Source organism: Thalassospira sp., assembly GCF_002709775.1.
GTDB lineage: Bacteria > Pseudomonadota > Alphaproteobacteria > Rhodospirillales > Thalassospiraceae > Thalassospira.
In genome coordinates this window covers 18,295-40,995 of sequence record NZ_PAQR01000010.1, presented here as the reverse complement: position 1 = coordinate 40,995, position 22,701 = coordinate 18,295, and the positions used below count along the sequence as shown (strand labels likewise).

At 58.0% G+C, this 22,701-nt stretch carries 34 protein-coding genes and 1 tRNA gene; 16 read left to right on the top strand and 19 right to left on the bottom strand.

Translation table 11 applies throughout. From position 1 onward, the window contains the following. Positions 1–295: 295 nt before the first annotated feature. The 7 genes from CMO10_RS05370 to CMO10_RS05340 all read right to left on the bottom strand — a co-directional run bounded on the left by CMO10_RS05370 (position 296) and on the right by CMO10_RS05340 (position 5,470). Positions 296–2,089, bottom strand: a complete 1,794-nt coding sequence (locus CMO10_RS05370) for a hypothetical protein (RefSeq protein ID WP_297019348.1) — start codon at positions 2,087–2,089, stop codon at positions 296–298. Then, on the bottom strand, positions 2,086–2,736 hold the full coding sequence (locus CMO10_RS05365) for a hypothetical protein (protein ID WP_297019346.1): 651 nt from the start codon (positions 2,734–2,736) through the stop codon (positions 2,086–2,088). Before CMO10_RS05365 ends, CMO10_RS05370 begins: the two co-directional genes overlap by 4 nt. A 54-nt stretch (positions 2,737–2,790) precedes the next feature. Beyond that, on the bottom strand, positions 2,791–3,195 hold the full coding sequence (locus CMO10_RS05360) for a DUF6210 family protein (protein WP_297019345.1): 405 nt from the start codon (positions 3,193–3,195) through the stop codon (positions 2,791–2,793). Next, a complete protein-coding gene (locus CMO10_RS05355; protein ID WP_297019343.1) occupies positions 3,195–3,422 on the bottom strand; it encodes a hypothetical protein in 228 nt (75 codons plus the stop codon). The genes CMO10_RS05360 and CMO10_RS05355 overlap by 1 nt, the downstream gene beginning before the upstream one ends. Continuing rightward, positions 3,422–3,736 carry a hypothetical protein gene (locus CMO10_RS05350; RefSeq protein ID WP_297019341.1) on the bottom strand — a complete coding sequence of 105 codons (315 nt, stop codon included), beginning with the start codon at positions 3,734–3,736 and terminating at the stop codon, positions 3,422–3,424. The genes CMO10_RS05355 and CMO10_RS05350 overlap by 1 nt, the downstream gene beginning before the upstream one ends. Beyond that, on the bottom strand, positions 3,729–4,604 hold the full coding sequence (locus CMO10_RS05345; RefSeq protein ID WP_297019340.1) for a BRO-N domain-containing protein: 876 nt from the start codon (positions 4,602–4,604) through the stop codon (positions 3,729–3,731). The genes CMO10_RS05350 and CMO10_RS05345 overlap by 8 nt, the downstream gene beginning before the upstream one ends. A gap of 218 nt (positions 4,605–4,822) precedes the next feature. Continuing rightward, positions 4,823–5,470 (bottom strand): DNA methyltransferase, encoded by a 648-nt coding sequence (locus CMO10_RS05340; RefSeq protein WP_297019338.1) that lies wholly within the window; start codon positions 5,468–5,470, stop codon positions 4,823–4,825. Positions 5,471–5,625: 155 nt separating this feature from the next. Here CMO10_RS05340 and CMO10_RS05335 point away from each other — a divergent pair, with 155 nt between their 5' ends. The 3 genes from CMO10_RS05335 (at position 5,626) to CMO10_RS05325 (ending at position 7,207) form a co-directional block, all read left to right on the top strand. Next, the gene (locus tag CMO10_RS05335; protein ID WP_297019336.1) at positions 5,626–6,381 is read left to right on the top strand and encodes a hypothetical protein; all 756 of its coding nucleotides are present in this window, start codon (positions 5,626–5,628) and stop codon (positions 6,379–6,381) included. Between the two features lie 177 nt (positions 6,382–6,558). Beyond that, complete coding sequence (locus CMO10_RS05330; protein ID WP_297019334.1) at positions 6,559–6,849, top strand: hypothetical protein; 291 nt, start codon at positions 6,559–6,561, stop codon at positions 6,847–6,849. Further along, on the top strand, positions 6,842–7,207 hold the full coding sequence (locus CMO10_RS05325) for a hypothetical protein (protein ID WP_297019332.1): 366 nt from the start codon (positions 6,842–6,844) through the stop codon (positions 7,205–7,207). Before CMO10_RS05330 ends, CMO10_RS05325 begins: the two co-directional genes overlap by 8 nt. A gap of 25 nt (positions 7,208–7,232) precedes the next feature. Here the strand turns inward: CMO10_RS05325 and CMO10_RS05320 are convergent, their stop codons facing one another. From CMO10_RS05320 to CMO10_RS05275, 10 genes are all read right to left on the bottom strand, one after another. Beyond that, on the bottom strand, positions 7,233–7,373 hold the full coding sequence (locus CMO10_RS05320) for a hypothetical protein (RefSeq protein ID WP_297019330.1): 141 nt from the start codon (positions 7,371–7,373) through the stop codon (positions 7,233–7,235). Between the two features lie 249 nt (positions 7,374–7,622). Continuing rightward, positions 7,623–7,970, bottom strand: coding sequence for a DUF4406 domain-containing protein (locus tag CMO10_RS05315; protein WP_297019328.1), 348 nt, complete (start codon positions 7,968–7,970; stop codon positions 7,623–7,625). 3 nt (positions 7,971–7,973) lie between these two features. After that, positions 7,974–8,375 carry a hypothetical protein gene (locus CMO10_RS05310; protein ID WP_297019326.1) on the bottom strand — a complete coding sequence of 134 codons (402 nt, stop codon included), beginning with the start codon at positions 8,373–8,375 and terminating at the stop codon, positions 7,974–7,976. Next, a complete protein-coding gene (locus CMO10_RS05305; protein ID WP_297019324.1) occupies positions 8,375–8,791 on the bottom strand; it encodes a hypothetical protein in 417 nt (138 codons plus the stop codon). Before CMO10_RS05305 ends, CMO10_RS05310 begins: the two co-directional genes overlap by 1 nt. Continuing rightward, complete coding sequence (locus tag CMO10_RS05300) at positions 8,788–9,132, bottom strand: hypothetical protein (RefSeq protein WP_297019323.1); 345 nt, start codon at positions 9,130–9,132, stop codon at positions 8,788–8,790. The genes CMO10_RS05305 and CMO10_RS05300 overlap by 4 nt, the downstream gene beginning before the upstream one ends. A 283-nt stretch (positions 9,133–9,415) precedes the next feature. Continuing rightward, a complete protein-coding gene (locus CMO10_RS05295; protein ID WP_297019322.1) occupies positions 9,416–10,129 on the bottom strand; it encodes a class I SAM-dependent methyltransferase in 714 nt (237 codons plus the stop codon). Next, entirely contained in the window at positions 10,126–10,800 is a 675-nt protein-coding gene (locus tag CMO10_RS05290; protein WP_297019321.1) for a hypothetical protein, read from the bottom strand. Before CMO10_RS05290 ends, CMO10_RS05295 begins: the two co-directional genes overlap by 4 nt. Then, entirely contained in the window at positions 10,797–11,219 is a 423-nt protein-coding gene (locus CMO10_RS05285; RefSeq protein ID WP_297019320.1) for a hypothetical protein, read from the bottom strand. The genes CMO10_RS05290 and CMO10_RS05285 overlap by 4 nt, the downstream gene beginning before the upstream one ends. Beyond that, positions 11,216–11,737, bottom strand: a complete 522-nt coding sequence (locus CMO10_RS05280) for a hypothetical protein (RefSeq protein WP_297019319.1) — start codon at positions 11,735–11,737, stop codon at positions 11,216–11,218. The genes CMO10_RS05285 and CMO10_RS05280 overlap by 4 nt, the downstream gene beginning before the upstream one ends. Before the next feature lie 89 nt (positions 11,738–11,826). Then, positions 11,827–12,099, bottom strand: coding sequence for a helix-turn-helix domain-containing protein (locus tag CMO10_RS05275; protein ID WP_297019317.1), 273 nt, complete (start codon positions 12,097–12,099; stop codon positions 11,827–11,829). 89 nt (positions 12,100–12,188) lie between these two features. On the opposite strand from CMO10_RS05275, the gene CMO10_RS05270 reads away from it, so the two are divergent. The 13 genes from CMO10_RS05270 to CMO10_RS05210 all read left to right on the top strand — a co-directional run bounded on the left by CMO10_RS05270 (position 12,189) and on the right by CMO10_RS05210 (position 20,352). Then, on the top strand, positions 12,189–12,917 hold the full coding sequence (locus CMO10_RS05270; protein WP_297019315.1) for a S24 family peptidase: 729 nt from the start codon (positions 12,189–12,191) through the stop codon (positions 12,915–12,917). Positions 12,918–13,311: 394 nt separating this feature from the next. Beyond that, positions 13,312–13,584, top strand: a complete 273-nt coding sequence (locus CMO10_RS05265; protein WP_297019313.1) for a hypothetical protein — start codon at positions 13,312–13,314, stop codon at positions 13,582–13,584. A 105-nt stretch (positions 13,585–13,689) separates the two neighbouring features. Beyond that, positions 13,690–14,469 (top strand): hypothetical protein, encoded by a 780-nt coding sequence (locus CMO10_RS05260; protein ID WP_297019311.1) that lies wholly within the window; start codon positions 13,690–13,692, stop codon positions 14,467–14,469. A 97-nt stretch (positions 14,470–14,566) separates the two neighbouring features. Then, positions 14,567–14,983: a hypothetical protein gene (locus CMO10_RS05255; RefSeq protein ID WP_297019310.1), complete on the top strand. Its 417-nt coding sequence runs from the start codon at positions 14,567–14,569 to the stop codon at positions 14,981–14,983. After that, entirely contained in the window at positions 14,983–15,510 is a 528-nt protein-coding gene (locus tag CMO10_RS05250) for a hypothetical protein (RefSeq protein ID WP_297019308.1), read from the top strand. The genes CMO10_RS05255 and CMO10_RS05250 overlap by 1 nt, the downstream gene beginning before the upstream one ends. Then, positions 15,507–15,893 (top strand): ASCH domain-containing protein, encoded by a 387-nt coding sequence (locus tag CMO10_RS05245; RefSeq protein WP_297019307.1) that lies wholly within the window; start codon positions 15,507–15,509, stop codon positions 15,891–15,893. Before CMO10_RS05250 ends, CMO10_RS05245 begins: the two co-directional genes overlap by 4 nt. Beyond that, positions 15,890–16,648, top strand: a complete 759-nt coding sequence (locus CMO10_RS05240; RefSeq protein WP_297019306.1) for a hypothetical protein — start codon at positions 15,890–15,892, stop codon at positions 16,646–16,648. The genes CMO10_RS05245 and CMO10_RS05240 overlap by 4 nt, the downstream gene beginning before the upstream one ends. Next, a complete protein-coding gene (locus CMO10_RS05235; protein ID WP_297019305.1) occupies positions 16,645–17,115 on the top strand; it encodes a hypothetical protein in 471 nt (156 codons plus the stop codon). The genes CMO10_RS05240 and CMO10_RS05235 overlap by 4 nt, the downstream gene beginning before the upstream one ends. Then, entirely contained in the window at positions 17,112–17,414 is a 303-nt protein-coding gene (locus tag CMO10_RS05230) for a hypothetical protein (RefSeq protein ID WP_297019304.1), read from the top strand. Before CMO10_RS05235 ends, CMO10_RS05230 begins: the two co-directional genes overlap by 4 nt. Continuing rightward, positions 17,411–18,007, top strand: a complete 597-nt coding sequence (locus tag CMO10_RS05225; RefSeq protein WP_296988143.1) for a hypothetical protein — start codon at positions 17,411–17,413, stop codon at positions 18,005–18,007. The genes CMO10_RS05230 and CMO10_RS05225 overlap by 4 nt, the downstream gene beginning before the upstream one ends. A gap of 257 nt (positions 18,008–18,264) precedes the next feature. Then, positions 18,265–19,074, top strand: a complete 810-nt coding sequence (locus tag CMO10_RS05220) for a hypothetical protein (protein WP_297019302.1) — start codon at positions 18,265–18,267, stop codon at positions 19,072–19,074. 2 nt (positions 19,075–19,076) lie between these two features. Beyond that, on the top strand, positions 19,077–19,277 hold the full coding sequence (locus CMO10_RS05215; RefSeq protein WP_297019300.1) for a hypothetical protein: 201 nt from the start codon (positions 19,077–19,079) through the stop codon (positions 19,275–19,277). Further along, positions 19,264–20,352 (top strand): tyrosine-type recombinase/integrase, encoded by a 1,089-nt coding sequence (locus tag CMO10_RS05210; protein ID WP_297019298.1) that lies wholly within the window; start codon positions 19,264–19,266, stop codon positions 20,350–20,352. The genes CMO10_RS05215 and CMO10_RS05210 overlap by 14 nt, the downstream gene beginning before the upstream one ends. Before the next feature lie 83 nt (positions 20,353–20,435). On the opposite strand, the gene CMO10_RS05205 is transcribed toward CMO10_RS05210, so the two are convergent. Together CMO10_RS05205 and rpoD are read right to left on the bottom strand one after the other, a co-directional pair. Continuing rightward, positions 20,436–20,512: transfer RNA gene (locus tag CMO10_RS05205), tRNA-Ile, on the bottom strand. A gap of 106 nt (positions 20,513–20,618) precedes the next feature. Next, complete coding sequence (gene rpoD, locus CMO10_RS05200; protein ID WP_044827859.1) at positions 20,619–22,688, bottom strand: RNA polymerase sigma factor RpoD; 2,070 nt, start codon at positions 22,686–22,688, stop codon at positions 20,619–20,621. Positions 22,689–22,701 lie beyond the last annotated feature (13 nt).

Below are 22,701 nucleotides of genomic sequence, written 5' to 3'. Positions count from 1 at the left end.
CAACCCCAAAATCGACGGAACAAGCGGAACAACGGAACACTTTTCCCATAACACCCTGATAAACCACAAAACATGATGCCATTTACCAACGGAACAACCACGGAACAGCGACGGAACAAACCACCATTTCGATAGTTTATGACTATCAACAAGACAATATCACTTGACTTACACCTATGACGCAACCGCACAAATGCGTTTCCCGTAATGTTCAAAAATAGCCAAATCACCCCTTCAAACCTGCGAAGCCCCTTTTTCTGATGGGGGCACGGGGGAAGGATATAGAGCGTTAAAATCATCCCTCATCACCCCCACCAAGGATCAAATCGATCGGCACCACAGTCGCCCAGCACGGGGCCGCCGTGAAGCGTGCCTTCTTGGTGATCGCACCATCAACACAACTGAAAGGCTGCCGGTAAACGCCGTGGTCCCACTTGGTGCCGCGATAGATGCGGTTAAGCTGTGCATGGTTGCTGGCGATCATAAGGTGCGTAACCGTTGCTGATGGCGACTTGCCATCCTTGACCACCCGAAGACCAATTGCAGGCAGCGTTTCATCTGCCATCCGCCTGAAATCACCGATGGTAAAGCGGTCATCTTCCTCGCGCTCGATCACATATTTCAAAAGCCGACCAATGGTGTAACGTTCACCATTGCGCCATGTTTCGACCTGCGATGTCAGCAAATGGCGCAAGCATTCGTCAAACTCGCTGTCGCTCTGTTGCGGGGTATCAAGGCCAAGAACGTTGATCTGATCAACGGCGGCGGCCACCTCGATCACATCATCATGCATCAGCGTTTCATAGGCCGCCAAAACCGGCGCCATGCGGTCCACCATGCGCGCGGTATATGACACGCTGCTAAGAATGCGCTCATAGACCGCCAGATTGGCCCGAAACCGGTCATAGCCAACAATCATCCGCGCCCAGATGCGCGGCCCCAGCGGCTTGAGCAAGTCCCGACGATCCCGGAATCTGTCGGTGGCTTCCTGCGAAACCTCGCGATCGCGCAAGGTCACAAAGTGAATGCGCGACCGGTCCTGCGGGCTGGGTTCCGGATGTTTGATAGAGCCAAAGATAAACTGCGCAATAATCCGCTGCGCAACCACCTTTTGCGAGGCGCTCGACCGGCCAATGATCCCCTGATCAGCACTAAAGCCATAGCGCGCCAGGCGCATTGCCCCGTCCGCCTTGCCGTCTTCCGGCTCCATTTCATCCATGAACACCGGCTTGGCCGCGCCATTAAGCGCCCCTCGGATATAGGCATCCGTCGCATCGGTGGTCTTTTCCGCCGCATTGGCCCCGCCGATCGGCAGGGTCAGCAAATCAAGCAAGCTCGACTTACCCGCCGAAAACGGCCCACAAAGCCACAAGGTCGGGCGCTTGTCCAACGCCCCGGTGATGCACACCATCCCCATCACGCCAAGGCATATGACCGGGTCGGCCTCTGTCGAAAAGCGCCAACTGTCAATATGCTCGCGCACCAGACGCATCTGTTCCACCGTGGCGGGTCGGTCAAGATCCGGTCGCAAATCCGCCGGCATCGGCGGCTGGGCCGGATAAACCCACCCGTCATCGAGCTTTTCCCCCGCTGTGACCATCTTCTTGCCAGATGACAGCACCAGAACATCACCGCAATGAATGATCAGACCGCCTTTGACATCGGCCCAAACGCCCTTGCCGCGCAATCGATCGGGCTGGAACAACCCGTTGCGGTCACATTCGGCCATCATCCAGTGCGCGGTTTTGGCGATGTCGGCCACCGGTTCATTGCCGGACTGACCGTCCTTGTCCTTTTTGGGAAAGGCCATGGCAAGCCACCAGCTTTGCGCGCCAAACAACCCCTCGATCACCTGCCGGTTGCCCATGCGCGTATCCGGCACACAGCGCAACTGACCACGCGGCGTGACAAAGTAGAAATTGCCTTCATCCACACCAAGGCACTTGACCGGGCACGCCCCGGCATAGCCCTCTGGCTCGATCATCGGCGGGGCATCATCCATATCCGGCCCGTGATCATGAATCGGCTCATTCTCATTGGCTGGCGGCTTGCGCCGCGCCTGATTGAGCGGCACCGTATTGTTGGTCATGCGGCCTCCGCGGCGTCTTGCTGGATGTGAATTTCCGGTGCCCGAACGGCCCGAAACAGCCGGTCAATGCGCTCCCCGATTTCAAGCGTGTCGCAGATGATCTTGCGCGGCCCGATGAAATCCATCGCACTGACCTGCCCCCAATTGACGACAACACAGCCCATCTGATAGCCCGCCAGATAGCGCACCGGATTGGCAAAAACACGCAGATCAAACCCGTGAAAAGCCGACCATTGCGGCGCATCCGGGTTGATCAGCGGGCAATATGTGCCAACGCGGCAATACATCTTTTCGGGGGCGCGGGGGTCACAGGCAACAAGGTCGCCTTGCTCCAACGTCACCCCGGACGGACTTAAAACCGGAATTTCAGGCACGACAATAACGCCCTTGCCGGCAGCATCCGGCTGCCACAAACCGTTGTCATTGACCGCTGCCTTGACATAGCCATAGCGCGCCATACGACCGCGCAGCCACCCGGCATCGACCCCGGCACCGATCAACCAGTCATCCTGCTTGGCCGTCGTATCGATCGCCGCACGGGCGAACTCGGACAACCCGCGACCAGACGACCGCCGACCAAGCCCGAAAGACCGTTCCCGCTCATCGTCATTGACCGGCTCAAACAGCTTATCAAGCTCTGATGACATGTGCTTCACCCTCCCCACGCGCCATCGCGTGCGCGATATCTTCATTGCTTTCCATCACGCTACCCCCTTGTCATTGGCCCAGATCAGCCAGCCGTGCCACGACCCCGCCTTGACATGGACCCAGCCATAAAGCGGATCCGGGTCATCGACCTCAAGGCGATGGCAGGAAGCACCCGGTGTGGTGGCATCCGACGCCATGAAAACCGACAATTGAGATGAAACCAGCGACCGGAATTCAGCCCCGAATTCAAGCCGCCGCGCAAGGTAAAGCAACCGCTCCACCCCGCGCAAATGCGTCACCCAGCACGGCACCAGAAACCCCTCCTCGCGGGGATAGGTCAACTCACAGCCGCCACATTGCTGCTCGTAAACCACACCGGTCGGATGCGCGATCAGGACATGAAATCCCTCGATCAGAGGAATCTCGACCAGTGTTTTACCTTTCATGGGGTCAGACATCACTTAGACCCTCCGCGCCATGATCCCGCGACCGCCCGATGAAACCGGGTAAACTCGCCGATAAACTCTTGCCGCCAGACAGCAACAACGGCATCGCGGACCGCAAAGACAGAGTCCCAAACGAAAAGCAAAATCAGCAGGAACAGCGCGATCGGCATGGTGATCGAATACATCACAACAATCGCCGCTCGCCGCAGATAGAGGTTTCTGATCTTACCAACCCGCATCACAAACCCCCTTTCAGCGCATCCCGCGCAACCTTGCCGCCGTCACGGACAATCGGCTTGGTATCGGCGTCGACCTGCGGGTGACCGTTGACCTGCCATGTTTCCTTCGCGGCATAGAATTCAAGTGCCATACGCATCTTCACGCCTTGCCCGAAGTCCGCCTCTCTGGTTTCTTCTAGCAGTTGGATGCGCCGCTCCGCCCCCTCGTGCAGGTGCAGAGCCAGACGAATGTCCTCGACATCGACAACCATGTGATGACTGCCAGATGGATAAGCATCTGCAACCTTTCTCAGCCGGTCAAAAACTTCACTCATAACAAGCACCCTCCCAAACAACACGGCCAAGAACGGCCCCGACGGGGAGTAGCCAGGACACCCCGCAATCAAATGTTCTGCATCGGTCAAGTTCGGCGCGCACGGGCGGGTCGCCAAGGATGGTGACAACCTTGGGGAATTCGCCGTCTTCCATGCGGATGACAACCGCGCGTTCGCCGCGTTTGACGTCAAAATCATTGGTATCGACAATCACCATGCGATTGCCCAGGCGAAACACCGCATGCCCGTCCACAAGCCGCGGCATCGGATCGTCGGGCTTGGTCAGGGGCGGCATTTTGCGCGGAGATTGGGCGGCAATCATCGGGCCGATCTTGTCCATGATCAGGGTCACCACATCGCCCACCACCTGCTGGCGCAAGGCGGTCAGATCCGGCAGCGCCGCACCATCCGTGGCAGAGGATGCCGCCGGGTCCGCTTGTGCTTCAAGCACATCCAGCACCCAGCGCCGGAACGCCTTGGCCCGGTCTGTCTTCGCCAGCATGGCGATCAATTGCGCCCCGCGCGGGCTAAAGACGCGAACCGTGGCTGGTTGGATTTGCCCCCTCAAGCCCAATTTGGTCTTGAGGGACATAGCGTCGGTGAATTCGTCTTTGTAACGATTGAACAGCTTCGACACCTTACTGGCATCGGAATAGCCCAAAGCCCGCGCAATATCCGGGCCGGTCAGCCACGGCACCCCGTCGCGGTCGATGATGGAAAGTTCGGTATCTTGGAAAGTCAGCGTAGCAGGCAGATTGCCCGCGTTGTCATGCTTGGTCATATCAAAGCCCTCTGTGATGCTGTCAACAGCACCACCAGCGAGGCTTTCGACGACCGCACTGGTGGCGGGAGGTTCGAAACCTGTCACAGAGGCAGGCGGGTTTATTCCCCCGAAGGGTCTTATATTCACCGCCCTCCCGCCATAAGCGAGAAGATGCGCCCGGAATCCGGACACAAAAATAGCCGTTACTAACGTGACGGCTGACCGTCTGTGCAGGGAGTTTCGACGCCCCCACGGCGGATTTTTCCCGCCGATGGGCATCACCATACGCCCCCTGCCCGTGACAGTCAATGAGGTTGGATGAGTCATGCCGCACCGCCATCAAGGAAGCTTGCCTGCTTCATGACGGGCGCGTCGTCGTTGACCGCAAACAGATCCTTTTGGTCATAAGCCGCATGGACGCGGCGGCATGCGATGTCGAAATAAGCAGGATCGCGTTCAATCCCGATGCCCGACATCCCGGCCTTTGCACAGGCGACCAGCGTTGTGCCGCTTCCCATGAACGGATCAAGCACCGTTTTCGTTGTCTTGGGCAGCTGTTCAAGGCACCACGCCATGACACCTTCCGGCTTTTGCGTCGGATGTTCGCGAACATCGTTGCCCTTGCGAATCATCCCATTCCAGCGCCAGTAAATCCGCCGGACAGCTTTATCAAGGTTTGTCCAGGCAAGCTCACAATCAGCGAAATCACCAGTGTTTTGCTTATCCCATACCAGCCAGCAGGGCGTTGGCCCCAGACCTTCGAAGTAGTTGCCGCCAAAGATGATCTGATGCTGGCTGATGGCGCGCATTGCCTTGATGTGATCAAGGCTGGCAGGCTGGCTATCCCATTCGAATGTGCCGTAATCACGCGGCTTCGCCTTCTTTTCCCGTGATGCATTCTTTTTGTGGTTCTCGTTGATGCCGTATGGCGGGGCTGTGACAACAGCATCGACACCCTGCAGATGCGGCATGACCGCCAAGCAGTCCGCCAAAAACAAGGTGCAATTTCCTATGACTTCTTTACGTTCAAATTGCATCACCGCCCCCTGCCCGTGACAGTCAACATTGACGAACCCGCAACCCAAGAGGCATGATCATCGCAATCATACAACTTGGGGGGATTGGCATGCTGTTGATCAACACCAGCCACACCACGCGACCGGTCGAGAAATCCGGCTTTGGCGGGCGCGAAACGGTCGCAGGCATCGAATGCAATATCGCCCCGATCACCTTGGGCGCGATCACCCTGACCGGCTTTCAGCCCATGTTCTGGCGCGCCTGCCCGTCGCCCTTGTTGGCGAACATCATCAGCGCCTGGGCGATTGTCGAAATCCTTGACGACGGATTGGAAAAGCTGCGCGGCGGCGAGCGGAAAACCATGGATTATGTTGATATTTTCACCATCAGCAGCTTTGCCGAGGAGGAACCCTCCGACGAAGACGACGACGAAAACACCGTCTATGAGACAGAGGAAGCCGCAAACCGCGCCAAGGCCCGAAAAACCCGCAAGACCTTGCAGGAAATGCCCGTGCCCGATTTCCTGATGGATGCCATGGGCGACAACCCCGCGATCGATAATGACGTTGCCGCCAAGATCAATTGCGAAACCGGCATATCGTGCGTCTTTACCTTTGCCGCCGGTCGCCACAAGCTCCAGCTTGCGCTGCGCAACATGCGCCTGCCCCTCGAATTGTCTGCCGCCCCGATCGACACCATCACCGCCAACGCCGTCTATGGCAGCATCACAGTGATCAGGGACAGCATCAGAACCCTTTCCGAAGGCTATGGCGATGCCCTGCAGGCCCTCCGCCCGCAAATCAAGCAAATGCCCAACATCGAAAAGCTGCCCATGGAAATCGTGCATGTTGTTGCTGGTCAGTGACATCAGCGCACCAAATGCGTGCAAATACGTGCGTGCAACCGACGCAAATGCATGGCAGCCAACCGATAGAGCGGTTGCAAAAGGTTGCGCATGTGTCCAAATTTTAGTAGGAAACCGCCGCGACGGTGCTAAGGTACGTCCGTTGGATATGATTCGAATAAGACTGCGGGGAAAGAAATGGCAATATTCAACATCGTCGCCACGACACGCGAGAACATCGGCGCGCTTGATCAAGCCATCGCAAAGGCCTACGACGAAAGCGACCGCATGCGCATTAACGAATTGTACTGGATGGTATCCGACAATAAGTCGACCGTTGATGTCACCAAGAAAATCGGCATCGTCGGGCCGAAGCAAGACGGCATCCCTGCGGCCATCGTCACCAAGGTCGAAAGCTACTATGGCCGGGCACCCAACACCATCTGGGAATGGATGAAAGTGAAACTTGAGGGGGGCAACAATGACTAATCGCCCGCCAAGGGAAGCACAAAATACAACACCAAACGAGCTGCCAAACGTCACACCTAGAGTGCAGAATTTGCACGATACGTCTGACATACGGTTCGTCATGGTTGAAATCGGAAAGATGACCACAGCAATTGAAGGCCTGCAGGACAAGGTAGACAAGCTCGACGCCAATGACCGGAAAATCCAGAGCGGAATTTCCCAGATCAAGGGCGGCTTGATTGTAGCGGGCATTGCGCTGGGCTTCCTCGGCTGGCTGTTCTCAGACCAGATTTCCGCGCTGCGCACCACGATCGTTTCCGCACCCGCGCCGACGCAACAAGCACCGGCGCAACCGCCTGCACCCCAACCAAAACCATAATCCGGGCCACGATCCATACCGCGCATCACAACACCCCGACCATGTGAAGGCCGGTCAGGGTGATTGCAACACATGCAACCGGCCAGATCCGATGACGCGTATAAAGGCACGCGAACATCGACCCGGTCACGATCCCGGCAAAAACAATCCCGACGCTGACTGACATCACCGCCCACCTTCGGAATGATCGGCGTCGGGCCACTGCCGAACTGGACAAAGCCATCGGTGCGGGTCATGACCTCGCTGCGCTCTTGCTCGGAAACCTTGCAGAGGACCACCAGTTCATTGAACACGCGCCCTGTCGGGTCGATCTGGGCAAGGACACCGCCACACTGAATGCCGGTTTCCTTGCAACGAAACTTTGCGATCTCGCGACGCGGAGATGGCAAATGATCGGGCATGCCTGCTACGAACGTCATGCCGCACCCCGCTGTGGTTCGGCGTCGTTGGCCGCACATTTGGTGATGTGGTCGGTATCGTCGGTCATATCCATGACCGGGATGCCGCGCTTGCGGGCATAGGCCAGCTCGGCCTGTGCGCCGTCCGATTGCTGCCAGCCCTTGAGCAGGGCCACGGCCTCGGCATGGCGGACCATGGCAAGGCAGATGTCCATATAGGCTTCCTCGCTCATGCCCGGCGGCAGCGATTGCGGATTCATCACCGCATGACCCTTGGTGGCCAGGTATTTCGCCATGGCATCAAAGGCCGGTTTGTTGCCCGCCGGCATGCCGGTGATCGGACCTGCGATATAGATGATGGTCATTGGTTATTTCCCTCCACAAGTTGCGCAGTGGCAGACCACAACGCGGGGATTGATGGCGCGAAGGCAATTGCCCGGCTGGAAAATGCGCGCGGCTTCAAGCTCATCCACGAAGTCCAGTGCGACAACTTCGATACCGTCATCAGGCGACGGAATCTGCTCGCGCTCGGTCATCATTTCCCGAGTTTCGAACATTTGATGCCCGCACTCCGGGGCATGATTGACCATCCAGTTGAGGTAATTCACCCTGTCAAACTGGATCTGTCGCCGACAGTCAGCGCAGTACCATGCCAAAGACCCGTGATTGTACCAATCTGCAGGCTCCGCTTGGCATAGTCGGCGATTGCAAGCACCACCTTCTTTGCCTTTATTTGGCTTGTCAGGCCCGTTGTAATCGCCATAAGCCATCACGCAGCCTTTCCGATTGCGGCGCGGGCGGCCTTGGCACCGGCGCACGGGGTTTTGGGGTTGATCACGCGGTAGTCGGGCAGCTTGCGCGCGGTGCCTTCGCCGTCGAACCAGGCGCATTTGGTGCGGCCATGTTCGACCCAGGACACCAGCCAGCCGGTTTCCCCATTAAGGTCCGCCGCACTGGGCGATTTCATCACCGGGTTGCCGCCAAAGCTTTCGCCAGATCCGCGCGTTGGCTGATGGAGGACCAGCACCGGCAGGTCGTAATTCACGACCTCATAACTGCGACGGATGGCAAAGCCGCCCAGATCAAGGTCATTGATGATCTGGCGCGCGGTTTCATCGTGATCAAGATTGTCATTGGCCGCATCGCGCAGCGTGGTCAGGATGGCGTTGAAACTTGCCTCGCTCATGACACACCCCCGCGCATATCGGCCATGGCGTGTGCCGGCAGGTTGTCATTGACGCCGTTGATAAAGGCCGACTGGTACTTGGCCCCCGGATAATCGATCCGGTGGTTGCCAAGTTCGACCATGGCGAGGAAATCATTTGCCAGATCGACGGCCTGACAGACCATCACCGGGCGGTTATGGACCACGATCACATGGCGATACCCGCCGATATATTTGGCATAGCGATCGATGCCGGTGCGAATCACCGCAAGGGCACGCCCGCGCGGGCCGTCGATATTGTCGGTATGGGCCGCTGCAATCAGGGCCTTGCGCATGTCGTCTGAGATTGTCGGCTTGGTCATGTCATTCACCCTTTATGGCATGATGAAAGCAAAAGGACGGAAGGGCCGGGCGCTGCAGAGTGCGGACAACACGGTTAAAGGAGCAAACCGCCCGGCCTTCCTATTGCCTTAAGCCCCACCCGCAAGCGGGTAAGGGGCTTAAGGTTTGCTCGTATCCACCGTCAAACCCGGCGGTCAGTTTCCAGTCGCGGCCCCCGAAGGCTTAGGGAGGAGAGGCCCACCGGATGACGGGGTTTTGCTTAATCAGGGCACTCGCCGTCTGATCCCTGTCTGCCCTATCGGTTCACACCGCCCCGGCAGCCGGGGTATCGAACAAATCCGCATCAATCGGGTTGTCGTTCTGGTAATTGATGACCCGCGCACCGGGGGCCGGTTGAAACAAATCAAGGTTATCCATCTGCGGTTTGGGCAGCAGGTCGTGCATTGTTTCATCGCGTGACCAGTCGCGATGCCAGCCAAACCAGGCGCATTCCATCGTCGGGCGATCAAGGCCAAGGAAATCAGGCCGCCAAAGCAGCTCACACTTCCATTTGGGACGATGGCGGCGATACAGCCCTTGGCGCGATGCCGCATGCCAATAGGTCGATTTCAGCAGCAGCCAAAGCTCCTCGACCTGCATCCGCAAGGCATGCTCGATAAAGCAGGCGGGCAGATCCTTGTCATAAGGCGGGTTGGTGATCAGGACCGATGCCTTGGGCCGCATGACCGACAGGAAATCCACCCCGCCGGTGCCATAGCCGCGATCGATCAGATCAGTACCGATCACCTTGCAACCATGGGCCTCCATCACACGGGCCGGAACGCCATCTCCACAGGACATATCCCAGATGCGCTTGCCTGCCAGATGCGGGAAGCGGCGAAACAATGCCTCGAACACTTCTGGCGGGGTCGGGTAGAAATCATCGGCTTGGCGGGTGCGGTCGCCCTCGGCAACTTCACGCCGACCGCCCGACATCATCGCCCCAAGACCGGTCTGGACTTTGGCAAGCTGGGTCATTCCTCTGCCCCCCGATAATCCGGCAGCCACAGGAACAGGCCGCAGGCCTTGAGCCGCGCGATGACCTTGGGCAGCATCTTGTGCGCCGAGGGTTCGATGGCGGCGAACTGATCGCCATGCAGGGCGCGGATATGGTCAAAGACCTCTGCGCTTGCGCGTTCGAAATCGGTGGTGAACATCGCCTGGGCGGCATATCGATCGACCCAGAGCATCAGAAGGAAGATCACGGCAAACACCTTGAGGCTGTGCCAGCCGCCATCATCGCCAACCTGCCGGTCAAGCAGCACGGCCAGAACGCTATCGGCCCCGTGGTCCATCTCGCGGCGGAAATCATGGAACTGTGACGGGGCCATCAACCCGGCATAACAATCCATATCGGCGCGAAAGGCGCGTGCCAGCCGATCATTATCGCCATCCCCGGCGAAATCTGGCGAGACATAAACCGCCCAGAACAGGCGCGGGAAAATCGCGGCCTCGGCCACATCGATTTCATGGACCTTGCGCGGGCGGATGACCTCCACCCCGACCACCTTGGACCGGCCCCGCGGCAGACGTTGGCGAATATCTGCCATGGTCAGCGTCCCCACCGGCAACGGATCATTGGCCGGCGCAGGCACATAGGGTGCCGGAGTTGGTTCGGCCAGGGGAATGAGGGTTTTTGTGGCGGTCATGACTGGCCGCCTTTCGCCTGACCCGGCTCACCAAAGATCAAGCAGGTGCCGGAATGCCCTACCCCATCGCTGGCAACGGACTCGTTACACAGGCCGCAAGACACCGGAGAATCACCGGGAAAATCGAAATCCTCTGTGACGGCATACCGGGCAAGCGTGCGGCGCATTTCGTCCAACTCGCTCAGATCACGGGAACTTACCAACGTGGCCGCCTTGATCGCCTGCGCCAGGATCACACTGGCCGCACCGTCGGGCGCGTGCTTGATCTGGGCTGCGGCCTGTTTGGCGGTCAGGGCATAAAGCTCGTTAAACAAGCCCTCTGCCGTGCGGCCCTGCAGTGCTTCGACCGGGGCCTTGGCAAAGACATCGATCATGAAGCCGCGCGCCGCGTTGATCAGATCCGTTTGTGAATTGCTCATCGCGCCGCACCCCGCTTCGGAAGCTCGGCAACATTACCCTTGCCGGGCTTGTTGGTTTTCGGGGCGTCATTGGCATGCAGGAAGCTTGCAAGATTGTCATGCATGCGCCGCGCAACCTTGACCAGCTCCGGGCGTTCAACGTGATCAATCCGGCCATCGGCCATGAAATTGAGGAACATGGCGGTATAGCTTGCCGCGCCCTCTGCCACTTCATGGAAGCTGATTTCCTCGGGCGTCATTTGCTTGGCGCCACCCATGCCGATCATCGCCAAAATCTGATTGGCAAAGCGCGGCGGCAACGCATCCATCAGCACCATCAACTTGTGCCCGCTCGGCCCGCAATCATGATCGCGATAGCCTTCAAGCGTGCGCGTCTTGATACCGGTGCGCGCCGCCAGATCCTTGATCGTGATCTTTCCGTCGCCCTGATAGGTTCCGACATTGGCCGCAAAAGCAGCAGAGAACGCGCCCTGAAACTTTTCGGCAGTCAGATGGGCATTTGCATCATCATTCGACATAAAATTTTCCCTCAATCCATGCGATGGTTGCAAAGTCAGGGATGCGGAAACACCCGCCGCACCCGGCATTTGGTCAAGCTCTGAGCCTGTCAGGCCGCCTGTGTGTGGTCTTCACCCCGATCACTCGGGGCGGCCTGCGGTTCCGATGACGGGTCGATGTCATCATTGGCGTTGGCCATGAATTCCGGCGGTATCACCGCTTCGCATTTCCGGATGGTTGAAACCGTCGGGTTCCAGTTTTCATCGGAAAGTTTCCGGAGTGTCGCCTCGTTAACCTGGACCTTTTCCGCGAACGCCAGAAGCGATCCACCAACTTTGAGACGCCAGGCGCGAATGCGCTTTAGGTTGTCATCAATGTTCATGATGCTCGCACCTTATTCGTGTTTTAACACGGATGTCAACACGAATTCGTGCAATAACACAATGTCATCTCGGACAAGGACTGTGCAAAATGTGCCGACCAAGCCAGAAAAAACGCGGCAAACCGCCAAAAACCGGTCACAGGCTCATGCACAGCATCATCGAACAACAACGCCAGAATTTTATTCGCTGGCAGCAAGGCACGGGTATGTCGCTTCTGGCGATTGCCGAACGCGCCAACCTGTCCGAAGCTGGTCTGCGCCAATATAAAAACGGCAAGACCGACGACATGATGCACAAGAACAAGATGAAGCTGGCCCAGGCATTCAACACCACGGTGGCCGCGATCTTTGATGGGGAAACCGGAACGGGAACCGCCCTTGCCACCACGCACCCGACCCCGGCAGGGGGCACCCAGCCCGCCACGGTTCCGGTGCATGGCAAGCTTTCCAAGGGGTCGCTTTACTGGTCACAGCACCCGACCGGCTTTGTCGAAGCCCCTGCCGGCATGACGCTTTCGGGTGATGTTTTCGCGATTCGCATGCCAGATAGCAGCATGGCCCCGCGTTTCAAACCGCGCGAGATCCTGCTCTGCGACCCGAACGAGGCACCGACACTGGGCGATGAATTCGTTTATGTGGATATGTCTGGCGAGACCCCGGTGCAGATCGTGACCTGCAGCGGCATGAGTGCGAATGGTGAAACGCTTTATGGCATCAACAGTGTTGCGGGCAATGCCAACGCCGAGAGGGTCGAGGCATCGCGCACCGCCAACAGCAAGATGATCGCCCGCGTTGTCGGGCTGTTGATCGGACATTAGGCAGCAAACCTGCCATACATGCACAAATTCACATGTGTTGGTATAGTTAACCTATCCTTAATCGGGATGGGTTTTGAGCCTGCCCTACCCCTTTACACAGTAGAACCGCCCGCGATCTTGGGGAACACTTGATATCAACCCCCGGATGTTGCGGCTGCACAAGTCAGACCGCCAGCAGGCGGGAGGCCGACGGTGCGTCAACACCGTCAAGCAACGCTGCACTCACAGCGCCCGACGTAAAACGTCGCTCCCTGGCCCGCGCGGGATAACGCAAGGGACCATACCGACGTATAAGAAACCATCCTCATTTGAGGGGTATTGGGGGGGCCTTGTGACACATTGCAGCCATGCGCTTTCGCGCCTTATTGTCGATACAACCTGTATGATGCCACGCATGAAACCGGGGGATGAACTGTTATTAAAACGGTTTTGCTCGGTCCATGACCAACTGCGCAGCGGTGACGATATCGCCTGTTCAACCAATGATGGCAGGCTGATATTGGGGCAATTCTGCCAGTATACCGGGCGCGGCCTGATTGTTCGCCAACTTGTGCGCGAAAGCGCCTTGCATATCGATTATGCCCGTGGCCCGATTCTCTATCGCATCAGCGCCGTCATCCACCCGAAAAAGCCAACAATGATCCCCGCCAGAAGCGTTTTGCACTGATCCTTTACGAATGCCATTCGTTTTTTATCACGAATAATCGTTGACAAACGCGAACCAAACACGCACCCTTTGCGACATCATCAACCAGCAAAGGGTGTTTTTGCGATGACCACCACTCAGAAACAGGCCGATTTCATCCCGGCCAACCGCCGCATCAGCGTATGCGCCAAGCGGTTTTATGCAGCGCTGCAATTCATCAGCACCGAAGAAACCCGCTATTACCTCAATGGCGTTTTCATCGAACCGCATAAGGATGGCGGGGTAACCATGACTGCGACCGATGGCTGGACGATGGCCTGTGTACGCGACAAAACAGCACTGTTCGAAGGCGATGGCGGCTGGATATGCCCGGTACCGAAGGGACCGTTTACCAATGCGCTCAAACGCAAGGACGCAGGCACACTGCATTTCGTCGGCAGCACCGCCTATCTGACCGACAGCTTGATCGGCGCGGCGGCAACAGACACCGAATTTGACCCGACGCAAATCACCCCGCTTCACAATGCCATCGCCTATGCCAAGCCGATTGATGGCAGATACCCCGACTGGCGCGCCGTGGTGCCCAAGGACTTTAACAAACAGGCAGAGCAAATGTCATTTGATGTCACCCTGCTCGATCGCTTCACCAAGGCGATCACGCCGCTGCAGGACAGCAAGAAACACGTCGGCATCAACCTTGTGACACCGCCGGATGAGCAAAGCCCGATCGTCATTCGCGCCGATCTTGTTCCGGACTTCTTTGGCATCCTGATGCCACGCCGCGCCAGCAGTGACCAGGCAACCATTCCTTACTGGATGCACCTGCCCGCCAAGCAGGAACGCAAACCAAAACCGGCCAACGACGCCGAAGCCGAACTGGTTAAATCCGGCAGATCGGCTGCCTGATGCCGCGCCCGTCCTCTTTTCTTCTGTTTGGCTGCGCTGCCCTGATTGCGCTTGTGATCGGGCAGACGGCCGCCATCAGCTTTCAAGGATCAGACCCATGGAACCGACCAACATCAAGCATATCCCGATTGGCGACAAGCCTGTCACCCCGCCCCACCCCTATCTCGCCGGGGCCAACCCGGCCAATGATGGCATCCCCGGCCCGATCAAACTCCACATCCCCAAGGATGTTCTGGATGACGCAGGCAAGCGCCACGCCGCCGGACTGGCAAGCGAATGCATTGCCCTGCCCGAACCGGGCGAATCCCTCAACGTTCTGATCGGCCCCAATTGCGGCCAGCGTGCCGAGCTTATCGGCACCATCAAACCGGCCCGCTGCACCTTGGCCCTTGATGCAAAACGCATCCTGGTCAAGTTCACCTATGGCGAGGGCGAGCCGGGCACCAGTGCCGCATGGGTCACGCTGTCGCAACTCAGCTTCCCGCACCGCAACGCAGACTGCGGGGTGGTGTGATGCGCTATTTCAAAATCAATTCCGGCCCGCTGAAAACCAAGGCCGAAGACTACCGCCGCCGTCACGCAACCGCCTATGATGCCGCACAGGATTTCGCTCGCAAATATGGCGGCACCCGGTTTTGGTCCGGCATCAATGGCCGCCTGATCGGCATCACCGCCAGTCAGAAACCCGGCCCGGAATGGGTCAAGGACAAGCGGCAGGGATATTGGCACCCGTCCAATGACAAACGCAAAAAGGACGCGGCTGCGATCTGGGATGAAATCCGCGCCCTGCCGTGCATTCCTGGTCACGACCGCCGCAGCAGCGAAATTGCGCAATGGCTTGATATTCACCAAAGCTGCCGCTGCCAGCTCGGCTACGAACCCGACCTGCTTTACCTGTTCCTGACAGACAAGGACATGTTCGGCTTTTCGGTCAAAGGCCAACTGGAAATCATCGCCAACATGGCGGTGCCGGAAGGCTGCGAGGAAATCAGCGAAGCCAAGCTGCAAATGCTGCTTGATGAACGAAAGGAAGCAGCATGACCTTCCCAACCAAAGCAATAAGCATCCGCCAGCCGTGGTGCCATCACATCCTGTTTGACGGCAAGGACATCGAAAACCGCGACTGGCAAACAACCTATCGCGGGCCGGTCCTCATCCATGCATCGGCAAGCTTTGACGGCTATGCCGCCGATCGGCGGGCGTTTGTCGCCAAGCATCCGGAAAGTCATCTTGGCGGCATCGTCGGCATGGTCGAAATCACCGACTGTGTCAGCAGCAGCACCAGCGAATGGTTCTATGGCCGGTTCGGTTTCGTGCTCCGCAACCCCATCCCGCTTGATTTCATCCCCTGCAAGGGCGCACTCGGCTTCTTTACGCCGGTCTTTAATCGCTCCCTTCTGCAAGTGCGGAGTGAAGCAGCATGACCCGCCCGCTCCGCGTTCTGATCGGCTGTGAGTATTCCGGCATTGTCCGGCGCGCCTTTGCAGCACGCGGGCACGATGCATGGTCCTGTGACCTGCTGCCAGCAGAGGACCGGTCAAACCATCACATCACAGGCGACATTCGCGATGTGCTGAATGATGGCTGGGATTTGCTGGCGGTGATCCACCCGCCCTGCACGCGCCTGTGCAGGGCCGGGCGGCGCTGGCTTTCGGGGCCGGGTTTCATGACCCCACCCAAAAGCCTGCCCCGCGGGCGGACATGGGAAAGCATGCAGCAGGAATTCATGGACGGGGTTGACCTGTTTGTCACCTGCTGGCGCGCCCCGATCGACCGCATCGCCATCGAAAACCCGATCATGCACGACATCGCAAAGGCGCACATGCCAGATGACCTGCCCGATCCCCAGATCGTCCAACCCAACCAGTTCGGACACCCGGAATTCAAGGCGACCGGCTGGTACTTGAAAAACCTGCCCCGACTGCAGGCGACCAACCAACTGCCCGAACCGGAACGCGGATCCGACGAATGGAAAACATGGAACCGGGTCTGGCGTATGCCACCTGGTGCAGATCGCGGCAAGGAACGCGCCCGCTTCTTCCCCGGCATGGCCGACGCCTGCGCCGAACAGTGGGGCGGGCACGCATTACAGGAGTTAGCAGCACGACCAAGCCAACCACCCCATGGCCGAACACCGGCGAACCGAACAAATGGTTTCTCCATGCCGGTGAATTCATGAAGGAAATCTGCAGCGCACCGGGTTTCTGGTGCCTGAATTCGGACCTGAAATACCTGACCATCCGGGTCGATACCCGCGACCGGCAGGACTTCAAGGTCTATGTCGATGGCCGCGATGGCATGCAAGAGATCGATGCCGATCTGGTCATTGATGCCGTGCGCCGCTGGCGCGCCAAATTCCCCGGCCTTTATCCGGAACCGGCGAACGAGGAATGGAACACCGGCCCAGCCCCCTATGGCGTCCGGGTCCGGGTCAAGCTCGCCAATGGCTGCGTGATGTGGGCCAGATGGGTCAAGGATGCGACCCTGAATGAAGACCACGAACCCTGCGACCAGTGGCAAGCCGAAGACGGCGAAGACCACCCGGAAAGCTGGCACGACGGCGCATGCTGGGACAGCAACGCCGAAGGCAACGCCAGCACCCCCGTCATCGGCTGGAAACGCATTGCAGAAAGGGCAGCAGCATGAGCAAGCCAACCTTTAAAAGCCCGGTTGCCGCAAACATCGACGTCGGTGCCTACGCGAAACCGCCGGAATGGATCAAGGGTGGCAGCTACCGCCACAGCGACGATTCAAAAATGGCGGGCCGCACGTCCATAACGATTGAGATTGGCGGGGCAGTTTACCAATGCGCCGATCCGAACTGGTTTCGTCACCTGATTGATCAGGCCAACGCCGCCCTGACCAGCGCCGGATACCCGCCCCACGTCACCGCCGCCAACGACACCGAAGGCGACGAAAGCAAACAGGAAGGATCAGCGGCATGAACGAGAAAATTCTTTACAGCAGCCCCGAAGCTGCCGAACGCAAAGAGGTCACCGGCTGGGTTAGTGCTGATGGCCGTTTCTATGGCGATAACGAGCATTTGGCCCGCTGGGCTGGATGCACGCACATTCTTTGCCGGGAATGCGGCAAACACGAACACGAAAAAAGCTGGACGTGCTGCGAAACATGCCGCGACAAACACGTGATAGAGCGATACAACGCCAAGCCTTTTAAGGCATGGGATGGCGAACGGCTCTTTAGCTACAGCCACGAACGGTATTTCTTCGATGAACAGGAACTTATCGATTTCGCGCTTGAGCATAATGTGTTGCCCGGTGAAATGCGTCTGGCGATCTGCGAACCCGACATCCTGAAGATGGTTGACTTTGACGATATCTTGGTCGATCGACTGCCCGAGGATCTATATCTGAGCGACATAGCCCCAGAACTGGCAGAAGCCGTCGCAAAGGTGAATGATATCATCCAACAAACCAAGCCCGTCTTGGCATGGAATCCCGGCAAATACCGGACCACCGTCACCGCCGCTGCCCTGATTGCAGCCAAGACCGCCAACCGAAAGGACACGGCGGCATGACACACTTGACCGCGCAGAAAGATGGGCGTAGCATCCCGGCTGTCATGGACGCATCCATGACCGGGATTGGTCTCCCGTCTGTCACAAGGCGCTCGAACCGCGCCCAACCTGTTGCTGCGCGGTTTTCTTATGGTCGGGCGTATGGGGGCACCTTCGGGTGCGCCGTTCCTTGTGGCGGTAAGGCCAACCCTGTACGTCCGATCACCAGAGATTGGCCTCTCAGTGATCGGAAAAACCGTTCACACAAGGAGGTCGCCATGAGCGTACCAACCAACAGCCGGACTCTGTCCGCAGCCGATCTTGATTCCACAGACACCAAAGAGCCCCGAATTCAGGACGAACGCCTTGGCGAACGCCTAGGGCTCAGTCGACCGCGTGACATCCGCAAGCTGATCGATCGCAACCGGGCCGAACTTGAGGGCTTTGGCCCACTCGCGCCACGGTGGCGCAAGTCGCGGGGTCAGGATTTTGAGGAATACTGGCTGAATGAAGCGCAGGCTTTATTGGTCTGCACCTTTGCCCGCACCGATCGGGCGGCAGAGGTCCGGCGCGAACTGATCATGGTGTTTCTGGCATGGCGGCGCGGCAGCTTGCCAACCCGCCTGCCCCGATGGACCCCGACGCGGGGCGAAATGCGCGACATCAATTCACGCGCCAGCCAGATATTGCAGACCCGCTTTGGCGCGGTGCGTGATGCGCTGGTCGCCCAGATCCGGGCCGATCGGCTGGCGGGCCATATTCGCCCGTTATCGGACTATGCGATTGAACCGACCACGTTGCTGCCGTCCAATGATCCCGGCTTGCCAAAACTTGACGATGGTCAGGCGCTTTTTTGCATTGAGGGCCGCATGGTCCTGACGGACATCACCGACGCCCGCCCGAAACCGGGCAGCGAAGTGATCGCCATTGCGGTTGCCGATGACACCGGCCCGGCCCGCTTTGCCATCGAAAGCACCCCGCCCGCACCAAACTGGTTCGACCGCTGCTTTCTTGCCAGACCAACCGACCCGCGCGACCTTGTCCGCCCCGTCGTCGTGGTCATCGGCACCGTGATCGAGGAGGGATAAGGATGGCAAAAAAGGCCGCTGTTACACAGGCAGAGGTCACCCGCATCATCAAGGCCGCCAATGCGTGCGGCCTTGATGTCTGCGAGATCGTGGTGACCGCTGATGGTGTGCGCCTGATTTACAACAAGGTTGACCGGCCCGTCGTAAATGACAATCTTGCTAAACCGAAGAAATGGCCGAAGGCGGGAAATGGCGAAGCTTGATTTACCGGGACTGTGCGTTGAACGCAATCGATCGGGAACGCCTTCCTGGCGCGTCCGGGTCGAGGGCGATGCGCGCCGCAAGATCACGCTGCCGGTCAATCCCGACCATCCGGAATTCATGGAACTGTATCGCGCCGCCCGCGCCGGCATCAAGGCGATGCCACAGGGCAATCCGGAAGACAGGGTTATGCGGTCATCGCTGGATTGGCTTCGGGTCAAATATCTGGATCACCTGCAGGCGATGGTCGATGCGGTGGAGGCATCCGACAAGACGCACAAGCAGCGCAAGGGATTGCTTATGCGCATGTGCGATATGGTGACAGAGGAGGGCGACCGGTTCGGTGATTTCGAAATGGAGATGCCAACCCATTTCATCACACGCGCGCGCAACCAGATGGCAAAGACGCCGGGCGCTGCGGCCAACATGGTCAAGGCGATCCGGGCAATGTACAAATGGTCCTTTGAAACCGGCATCACCCAGACCAACCCGGCGATCAACATTTCCCCACCCCGGCCAAAGGGCAAGGGCGCGATCCCCTGGACGGTCGATGACCTTTACCAGTTCCGCGACAGGCACCCGCCTGGCACGATGGCCTATTTGGCGGTAACGCTGTTCATGTTTACATCGTGCCGCATCAGCGATGCCTATAGGCTCGGACGCAAGAACGAGTTTGAATACAAGGGCCGCACATGGATCGGCTGGCAACCGGTCAAAAAGGGATCAACCTTTGTCGATATCCCGATCCTGCCGCCCTTGATGAAGGCGCTCCGATCGCAAACCGTGGTGGGCGAAACCTATCTGCTGACCGAATACGGCCAACCGTTCGCAAGCCCCGAAGGACTGCGCAACCGCATGCGCAAATGGTGCGATGAGGCGGGCCTGCCCCACCTGTCCAGCCACGGCATCCGCAAAGGATCCGGCACGATGATGATTGAAATGGGCTGTTCGGTGCATGATGTCATGTCGGTGCAAGGGCACAGCGATTCAAAAACATCGGACATCTACACCAAGTCATTCAACCGCCGCCAGCACGCCGAAAACGCCATGGACAAACTGGCCGGTCTGGACTGGTGAAACCACCAAAGTGTACTGCGCCCCATTTTCCGCAGTACACATCACCACTTAAGCACTTGATTTTAATAAATATTTTTTAGAAGTGGTAGGCCCGGAGGGACTTGAACCCCCAACCAGACCGTTATGAGCGGTCGGCTCTAACCAATTGAGCTACGGGCCCCCAAGACAAAAGTCCGGGTAAAGAAAAGACCGCACCGGTGGTCCGGTGCGGTCCCGAAAACTAGCGATTTTCCGGGCAAGGTCAAGCCCGAACCGCATGTGATTTCTTAATAATCGAGGAACGAACGCAGTTTGCGCGAGCGCGACGGATGCTTGAGCTTGCGCAGCGCTTTTGCTTCGATCTGACGGATACGTTCGCGGGTCACGGAGAACTGCTGACCAACCTCTTCAAGGGTGTGGTCGGTGTTCATGCCGATGCCGAAACGCATACGCAGAACACGTTCTTCACGCGGGGTGAGCGATGCCAGAACGCGCGTGGTGGTTTCACGCAGGTTGGCCTGGATCGCTGCATCAAGCGGCTGAACGGCGTTCTTGTCTTCGATGAAATCGCCAAGATGGCTGTCTTCCTCGTCCCCGATCGGGGTTTCAAGAGAAATCGGCTCCTTGGCAATTTTCAGAACCTTGCGGACCTTCTCAAGCGGCATCTGCAGTTTTTCTGCCAGCTCTTCCGGGGTCGGTTCACGGCCGATTTCATGCAACATCTGACGCGAGGTACGCACCAACTTGTTGATGGTCTCTATCATGTGAACCGGAATACGGATCGTACGGGCCTGGTCAGCGATCGAACGCGTAATGGCCTGACGGATCCACCAGGTCGCATAGGTCGAGAATTTGTACCCACGGCGGTATTCGAATTTGTCCACCGCCTTCATCAGGCCGATATTGCCTTCCTGAATCAGGTCAAGGAACTGAAGACCACGGTTGGTGTATTTCTTGGCGATCGAGATCACGAGACGCAGGTTGGCCTCGATCATTTCCTTTTTCGCACGACCGGCTTCGCGTTCGCCCTTGTTGACCACGCCATAAACGCGGCGGAATTCACCAATCGGCAAACCGACCTCGGCCGAAACGCCACCAACACCTTCGCGCAGGTTGGCGATTTCTTCGGAATAACGTTCGACAAAGGTTTTCCAGCCCTTGCCCGGCAAACCGCCAACGCGCTCCATCCAGTTCGGGTCAAGTTCATGGCCCTGATACTGTTTGACGAAGTCCGGACGCTTGATCTTGCAACGATCCGCAAAGCGCAGAAGCTTGCCTTCAAGGCCGAGCAGGCGGTTGTTCAAACCGGTCAGGTGATCAAGCAGTTCCTCGATGCGGAAGTTGTTCAGGTGAACATCTTCCATCAGGTCGACCATCTCGCCCTTGAGCTTGTTATAGCGCTTCTCGGTCGCGGCCGGGACGCTTTCACCCTTGTTCATCGCAACGAGACGCTGTTCCTGCGCCTTGTGCAATTTCTCATAGGTCTTGGCGATCAGCTCGAACTTCTCAAGAACCTGTTCGGTCAGTTCCTCTTCCATTTTGGAAAGCGAAACGTTGACCTGCTCGTTCTCGTCATCATCGTCGTCTTCGCCGTCGCCCTCACCGTCTTCACCCTCGGAGCTTTCGGACTCGTCGTCGTCTTCGTCCTCGTCTTCTTCGGCTTCGTCAGAGATGCCTTCTGGGGTTTCGGTTTCGGCGTCCTCATCGTCGTCGTCATTGGCAGAGTCAAAGCTTTCGACATCTGCTTCTGCATCGACGTCGGTATCTTCTTCCTCGCCTTCCTCGGCTGCGATTTCCGCATCCGGGCCACCGCCATAGGTGGTTTCAAGGTCAATAACGTCACGCAGCAAAAGCTCGCCAGCCTGCAGCTGGTCATGCCAGTTCACAATCGCACGAATGGTCAGCGGGGATTCGCAAATCCCGCCAATCATCATGTCACGACCGGCTTCGATACGTTTGGCAATGGCGATTTCGCCTTCGCGCGACAGCAGCTCAACACTGCCCATTTCACGCAGATACATGCGAACCGGGTCATCGGTCCGGCCAACATCCTCTTCGGAGATGTTGCCACGCGGATCGGCATCGGAATCATCGCTGTCGTCGTTGTCGTCCGCTTCATCGCCGTCGATGACATTGATGCCCATCTCGTTGAGATTGCTCATCACGTCTTCGATCTGCTCCGAGGAAAAATGCTCGGAAGGCAGGGCTGCGTTCAACTCATCGACCGAAATGTGGCCCTTCTCCTTGCCCTTGGCAATGAGCTTCTTGATGGCCGACTTATATGTATCGAGAAGAGGTCCGTCTGCGTTTTCAGAAGAGTTCTTTTTCTCTTCAGCGTTCGAAGTCTTAGACGACATCTATTCCCCGTTT

Excerpts from the sequence above, each read along its gene's own strand:
- CMO10_RS05370 (WP_297019348.1), bottom strand. The coding sequence starts at position 2,089 with ATGACCAACAATACGGTGCCGCTCAATCAGGCGCGGCGCAAGCCGCCA.
- CMO10_RS05365 (WP_297019346.1), bottom strand. The coding sequence starts at position 2,736 with ATGTCATCAGAGCTTGATAAGCTGTTTGAGCCGGTCAATGACGATGAG.
- CMO10_RS05360 (WP_297019345.1), bottom strand. The coding sequence starts at position 3,195 with ATGTCTGACCCCATGAAAGGTAAAACACTGGTCGAGATTCCTCTGATC.
- CMO10_RS05355 (WP_297019343.1), bottom strand. The coding sequence starts at position 3,422 with ATGCGGGTTGGTAAGATCAGAAACCTCTATCTGCGGCGAGCGGCGATT.
- CMO10_RS05350 (WP_297019341.1), bottom strand. The coding sequence starts at position 3,736 with ATGAGTGAAGTTTTTGACCGGCTGAGAAAGGTTGCAGATGCTTATCCA.
- CMO10_RS05340 (WP_297019338.1), bottom strand. The coding sequence starts at position 5,470 with ATGCCGCATCTGCAGGGTGTCGATGCTGTTGTCACAGCCCCGCCATAC.
- CMO10_RS05335 (WP_297019336.1), top strand. The coding sequence starts at position 5,626 with ATGCTGTTGATCAACACCAGCCACACCACGCGACCGGTCGAGAAATCC.
- CMO10_RS05330 (WP_297019334.1), top strand. The coding sequence starts at position 6,559 with ATGGCAATATTCAACATCGTCGCCACGACACGCGAGAACATCGGCGCG.
- CMO10_RS05325 (WP_297019332.1), top strand. The coding sequence starts at position 6,842 with ATGACTAATCGCCCGCCAAGGGAAGCACAAAATACAACACCAAACGAG.
- CMO10_RS05320 (WP_297019330.1), bottom strand. The coding sequence starts at position 7,373 with ATGTCAGTCAGCGTCGGGATTGTTTTTGCCGGGATCGTGACCGGGTCG.
- CMO10_RS05315 (WP_297019328.1), bottom strand. The coding sequence starts at position 7,970 with ATGACCATCATCTATATCGCAGGTCCGATCACCGGCATGCCGGCGGGC.
- CMO10_RS05310 (WP_297019326.1), bottom strand. The coding sequence starts at position 8,375 with ATGGCTTATGGCGATTACAACGGGCCTGACAAGCCAAATAAAGGCAAA.
- CMO10_RS05305 (WP_297019324.1), bottom strand. The coding sequence starts at position 8,791 with ATGAGCGAGGCAAGTTTCAACGCCATCCTGACCACGCTGCGCGATGCG.
- CMO10_RS05300 (WP_297019323.1), bottom strand. The coding sequence starts at position 9,132 with ATGACCAAGCCGACAATCTCAGACGACATGCGCAAGGCCCTGATTGCA.
- CMO10_RS05295 (WP_297019322.1), bottom strand. The coding sequence starts at position 10,129 with ATGACCCAGCTTGCCAAAGTCCAGACCGGTCTTGGGGCGATGATGTCG.
- CMO10_RS05290 (WP_297019321.1), bottom strand. The coding sequence starts at position 10,800 with ATGACCGCCACAAAAACCCTCATTCCCCTGGCCGAACCAACTCCGGCA.
- CMO10_RS05285 (WP_297019320.1), bottom strand. The coding sequence starts at position 11,219 with ATGAGCAATTCACAAACGGATCTGATCAACGCGGCGCGCGGCTTCATG.
- CMO10_RS05280 (WP_297019319.1), bottom strand. The coding sequence starts at position 11,737 with ATGTCGAATGATGATGCAAATGCCCATCTGACTGCCGAAAAGTTTCAG.
- CMO10_RS05275 (WP_297019317.1), bottom strand. The coding sequence starts at position 12,099 with ATGAACATTGATGACAACCTAAAGCGCATTCGCGCCTGGCGTCTCAAA.
- CMO10_RS05270 (WP_297019315.1), top strand. The coding sequence starts at position 12,189 with ATGTGCCGACCAAGCCAGAAAAAACGCGGCAAACCGCCAAAAACCGGT.
- CMO10_RS05265 (WP_297019313.1), top strand. The coding sequence starts at position 13,312 with ATGAAACCGGGGGATGAACTGTTATTAAAACGGTTTTGCTCGGTCCAT.
- CMO10_RS05260 (WP_297019311.1), top strand. The coding sequence starts at position 13,690 with ATGACCACCACTCAGAAACAGGCCGATTTCATCCCGGCCAACCGCCGC.
- CMO10_RS05255 (WP_297019310.1), top strand. The coding sequence starts at position 14,567 with ATGGAACCGACCAACATCAAGCATATCCCGATTGGCGACAAGCCTGTC.
- CMO10_RS05250 (WP_297019308.1), top strand. The coding sequence starts at position 14,983 with ATGCGCTATTTCAAAATCAATTCCGGCCCGCTGAAAACCAAGGCCGAA.
- CMO10_RS05245 (WP_297019307.1), top strand. The coding sequence starts at position 15,507 with ATGACCTTCCCAACCAAAGCAATAAGCATCCGCCAGCCGTGGTGCCAT.
- CMO10_RS05240 (WP_297019306.1), top strand. The coding sequence starts at position 15,890 with ATGACCCGCCCGCTCCGCGTTCTGATCGGCTGTGAGTATTCCGGCATT.
- CMO10_RS05235 (WP_297019305.1), top strand. The coding sequence starts at position 16,645 with ATGAAGGAAATCTGCAGCGCACCGGGTTTCTGGTGCCTGAATTCGGAC.
- CMO10_RS05230 (WP_297019304.1), top strand. The coding sequence starts at position 17,112 with ATGAGCAAGCCAACCTTTAAAAGCCCGGTTGCCGCAAACATCGACGTC.
- CMO10_RS05225 (WP_296988143.1), top strand. The coding sequence starts at position 17,411 with ATGAACGAGAAAATTCTTTACAGCAGCCCCGAAGCTGCCGAACGCAAA.
- CMO10_RS05220 (WP_297019302.1), top strand. The coding sequence starts at position 18,265 with ATGAGCGTACCAACCAACAGCCGGACTCTGTCCGCAGCCGATCTTGAT.
- CMO10_RS05215 (WP_297019300.1), top strand. The coding sequence starts at position 19,077 with ATGGCAAAAAAGGCCGCTGTTACACAGGCAGAGGTCACCCGCATCATC.
- CMO10_RS05210 (WP_297019298.1), top strand. The coding sequence starts at position 19,264 with ATGGCGAAGCTTGATTTACCGGGACTGTGCGTTGAACGCAATCGATCG.
- rpoD (WP_044827859.1), bottom strand. The coding sequence starts at position 22,688 with ATGTCGTCTAAGACTTCGAACGCTGAAGAGAAAAAGAACTCTTCTGAA.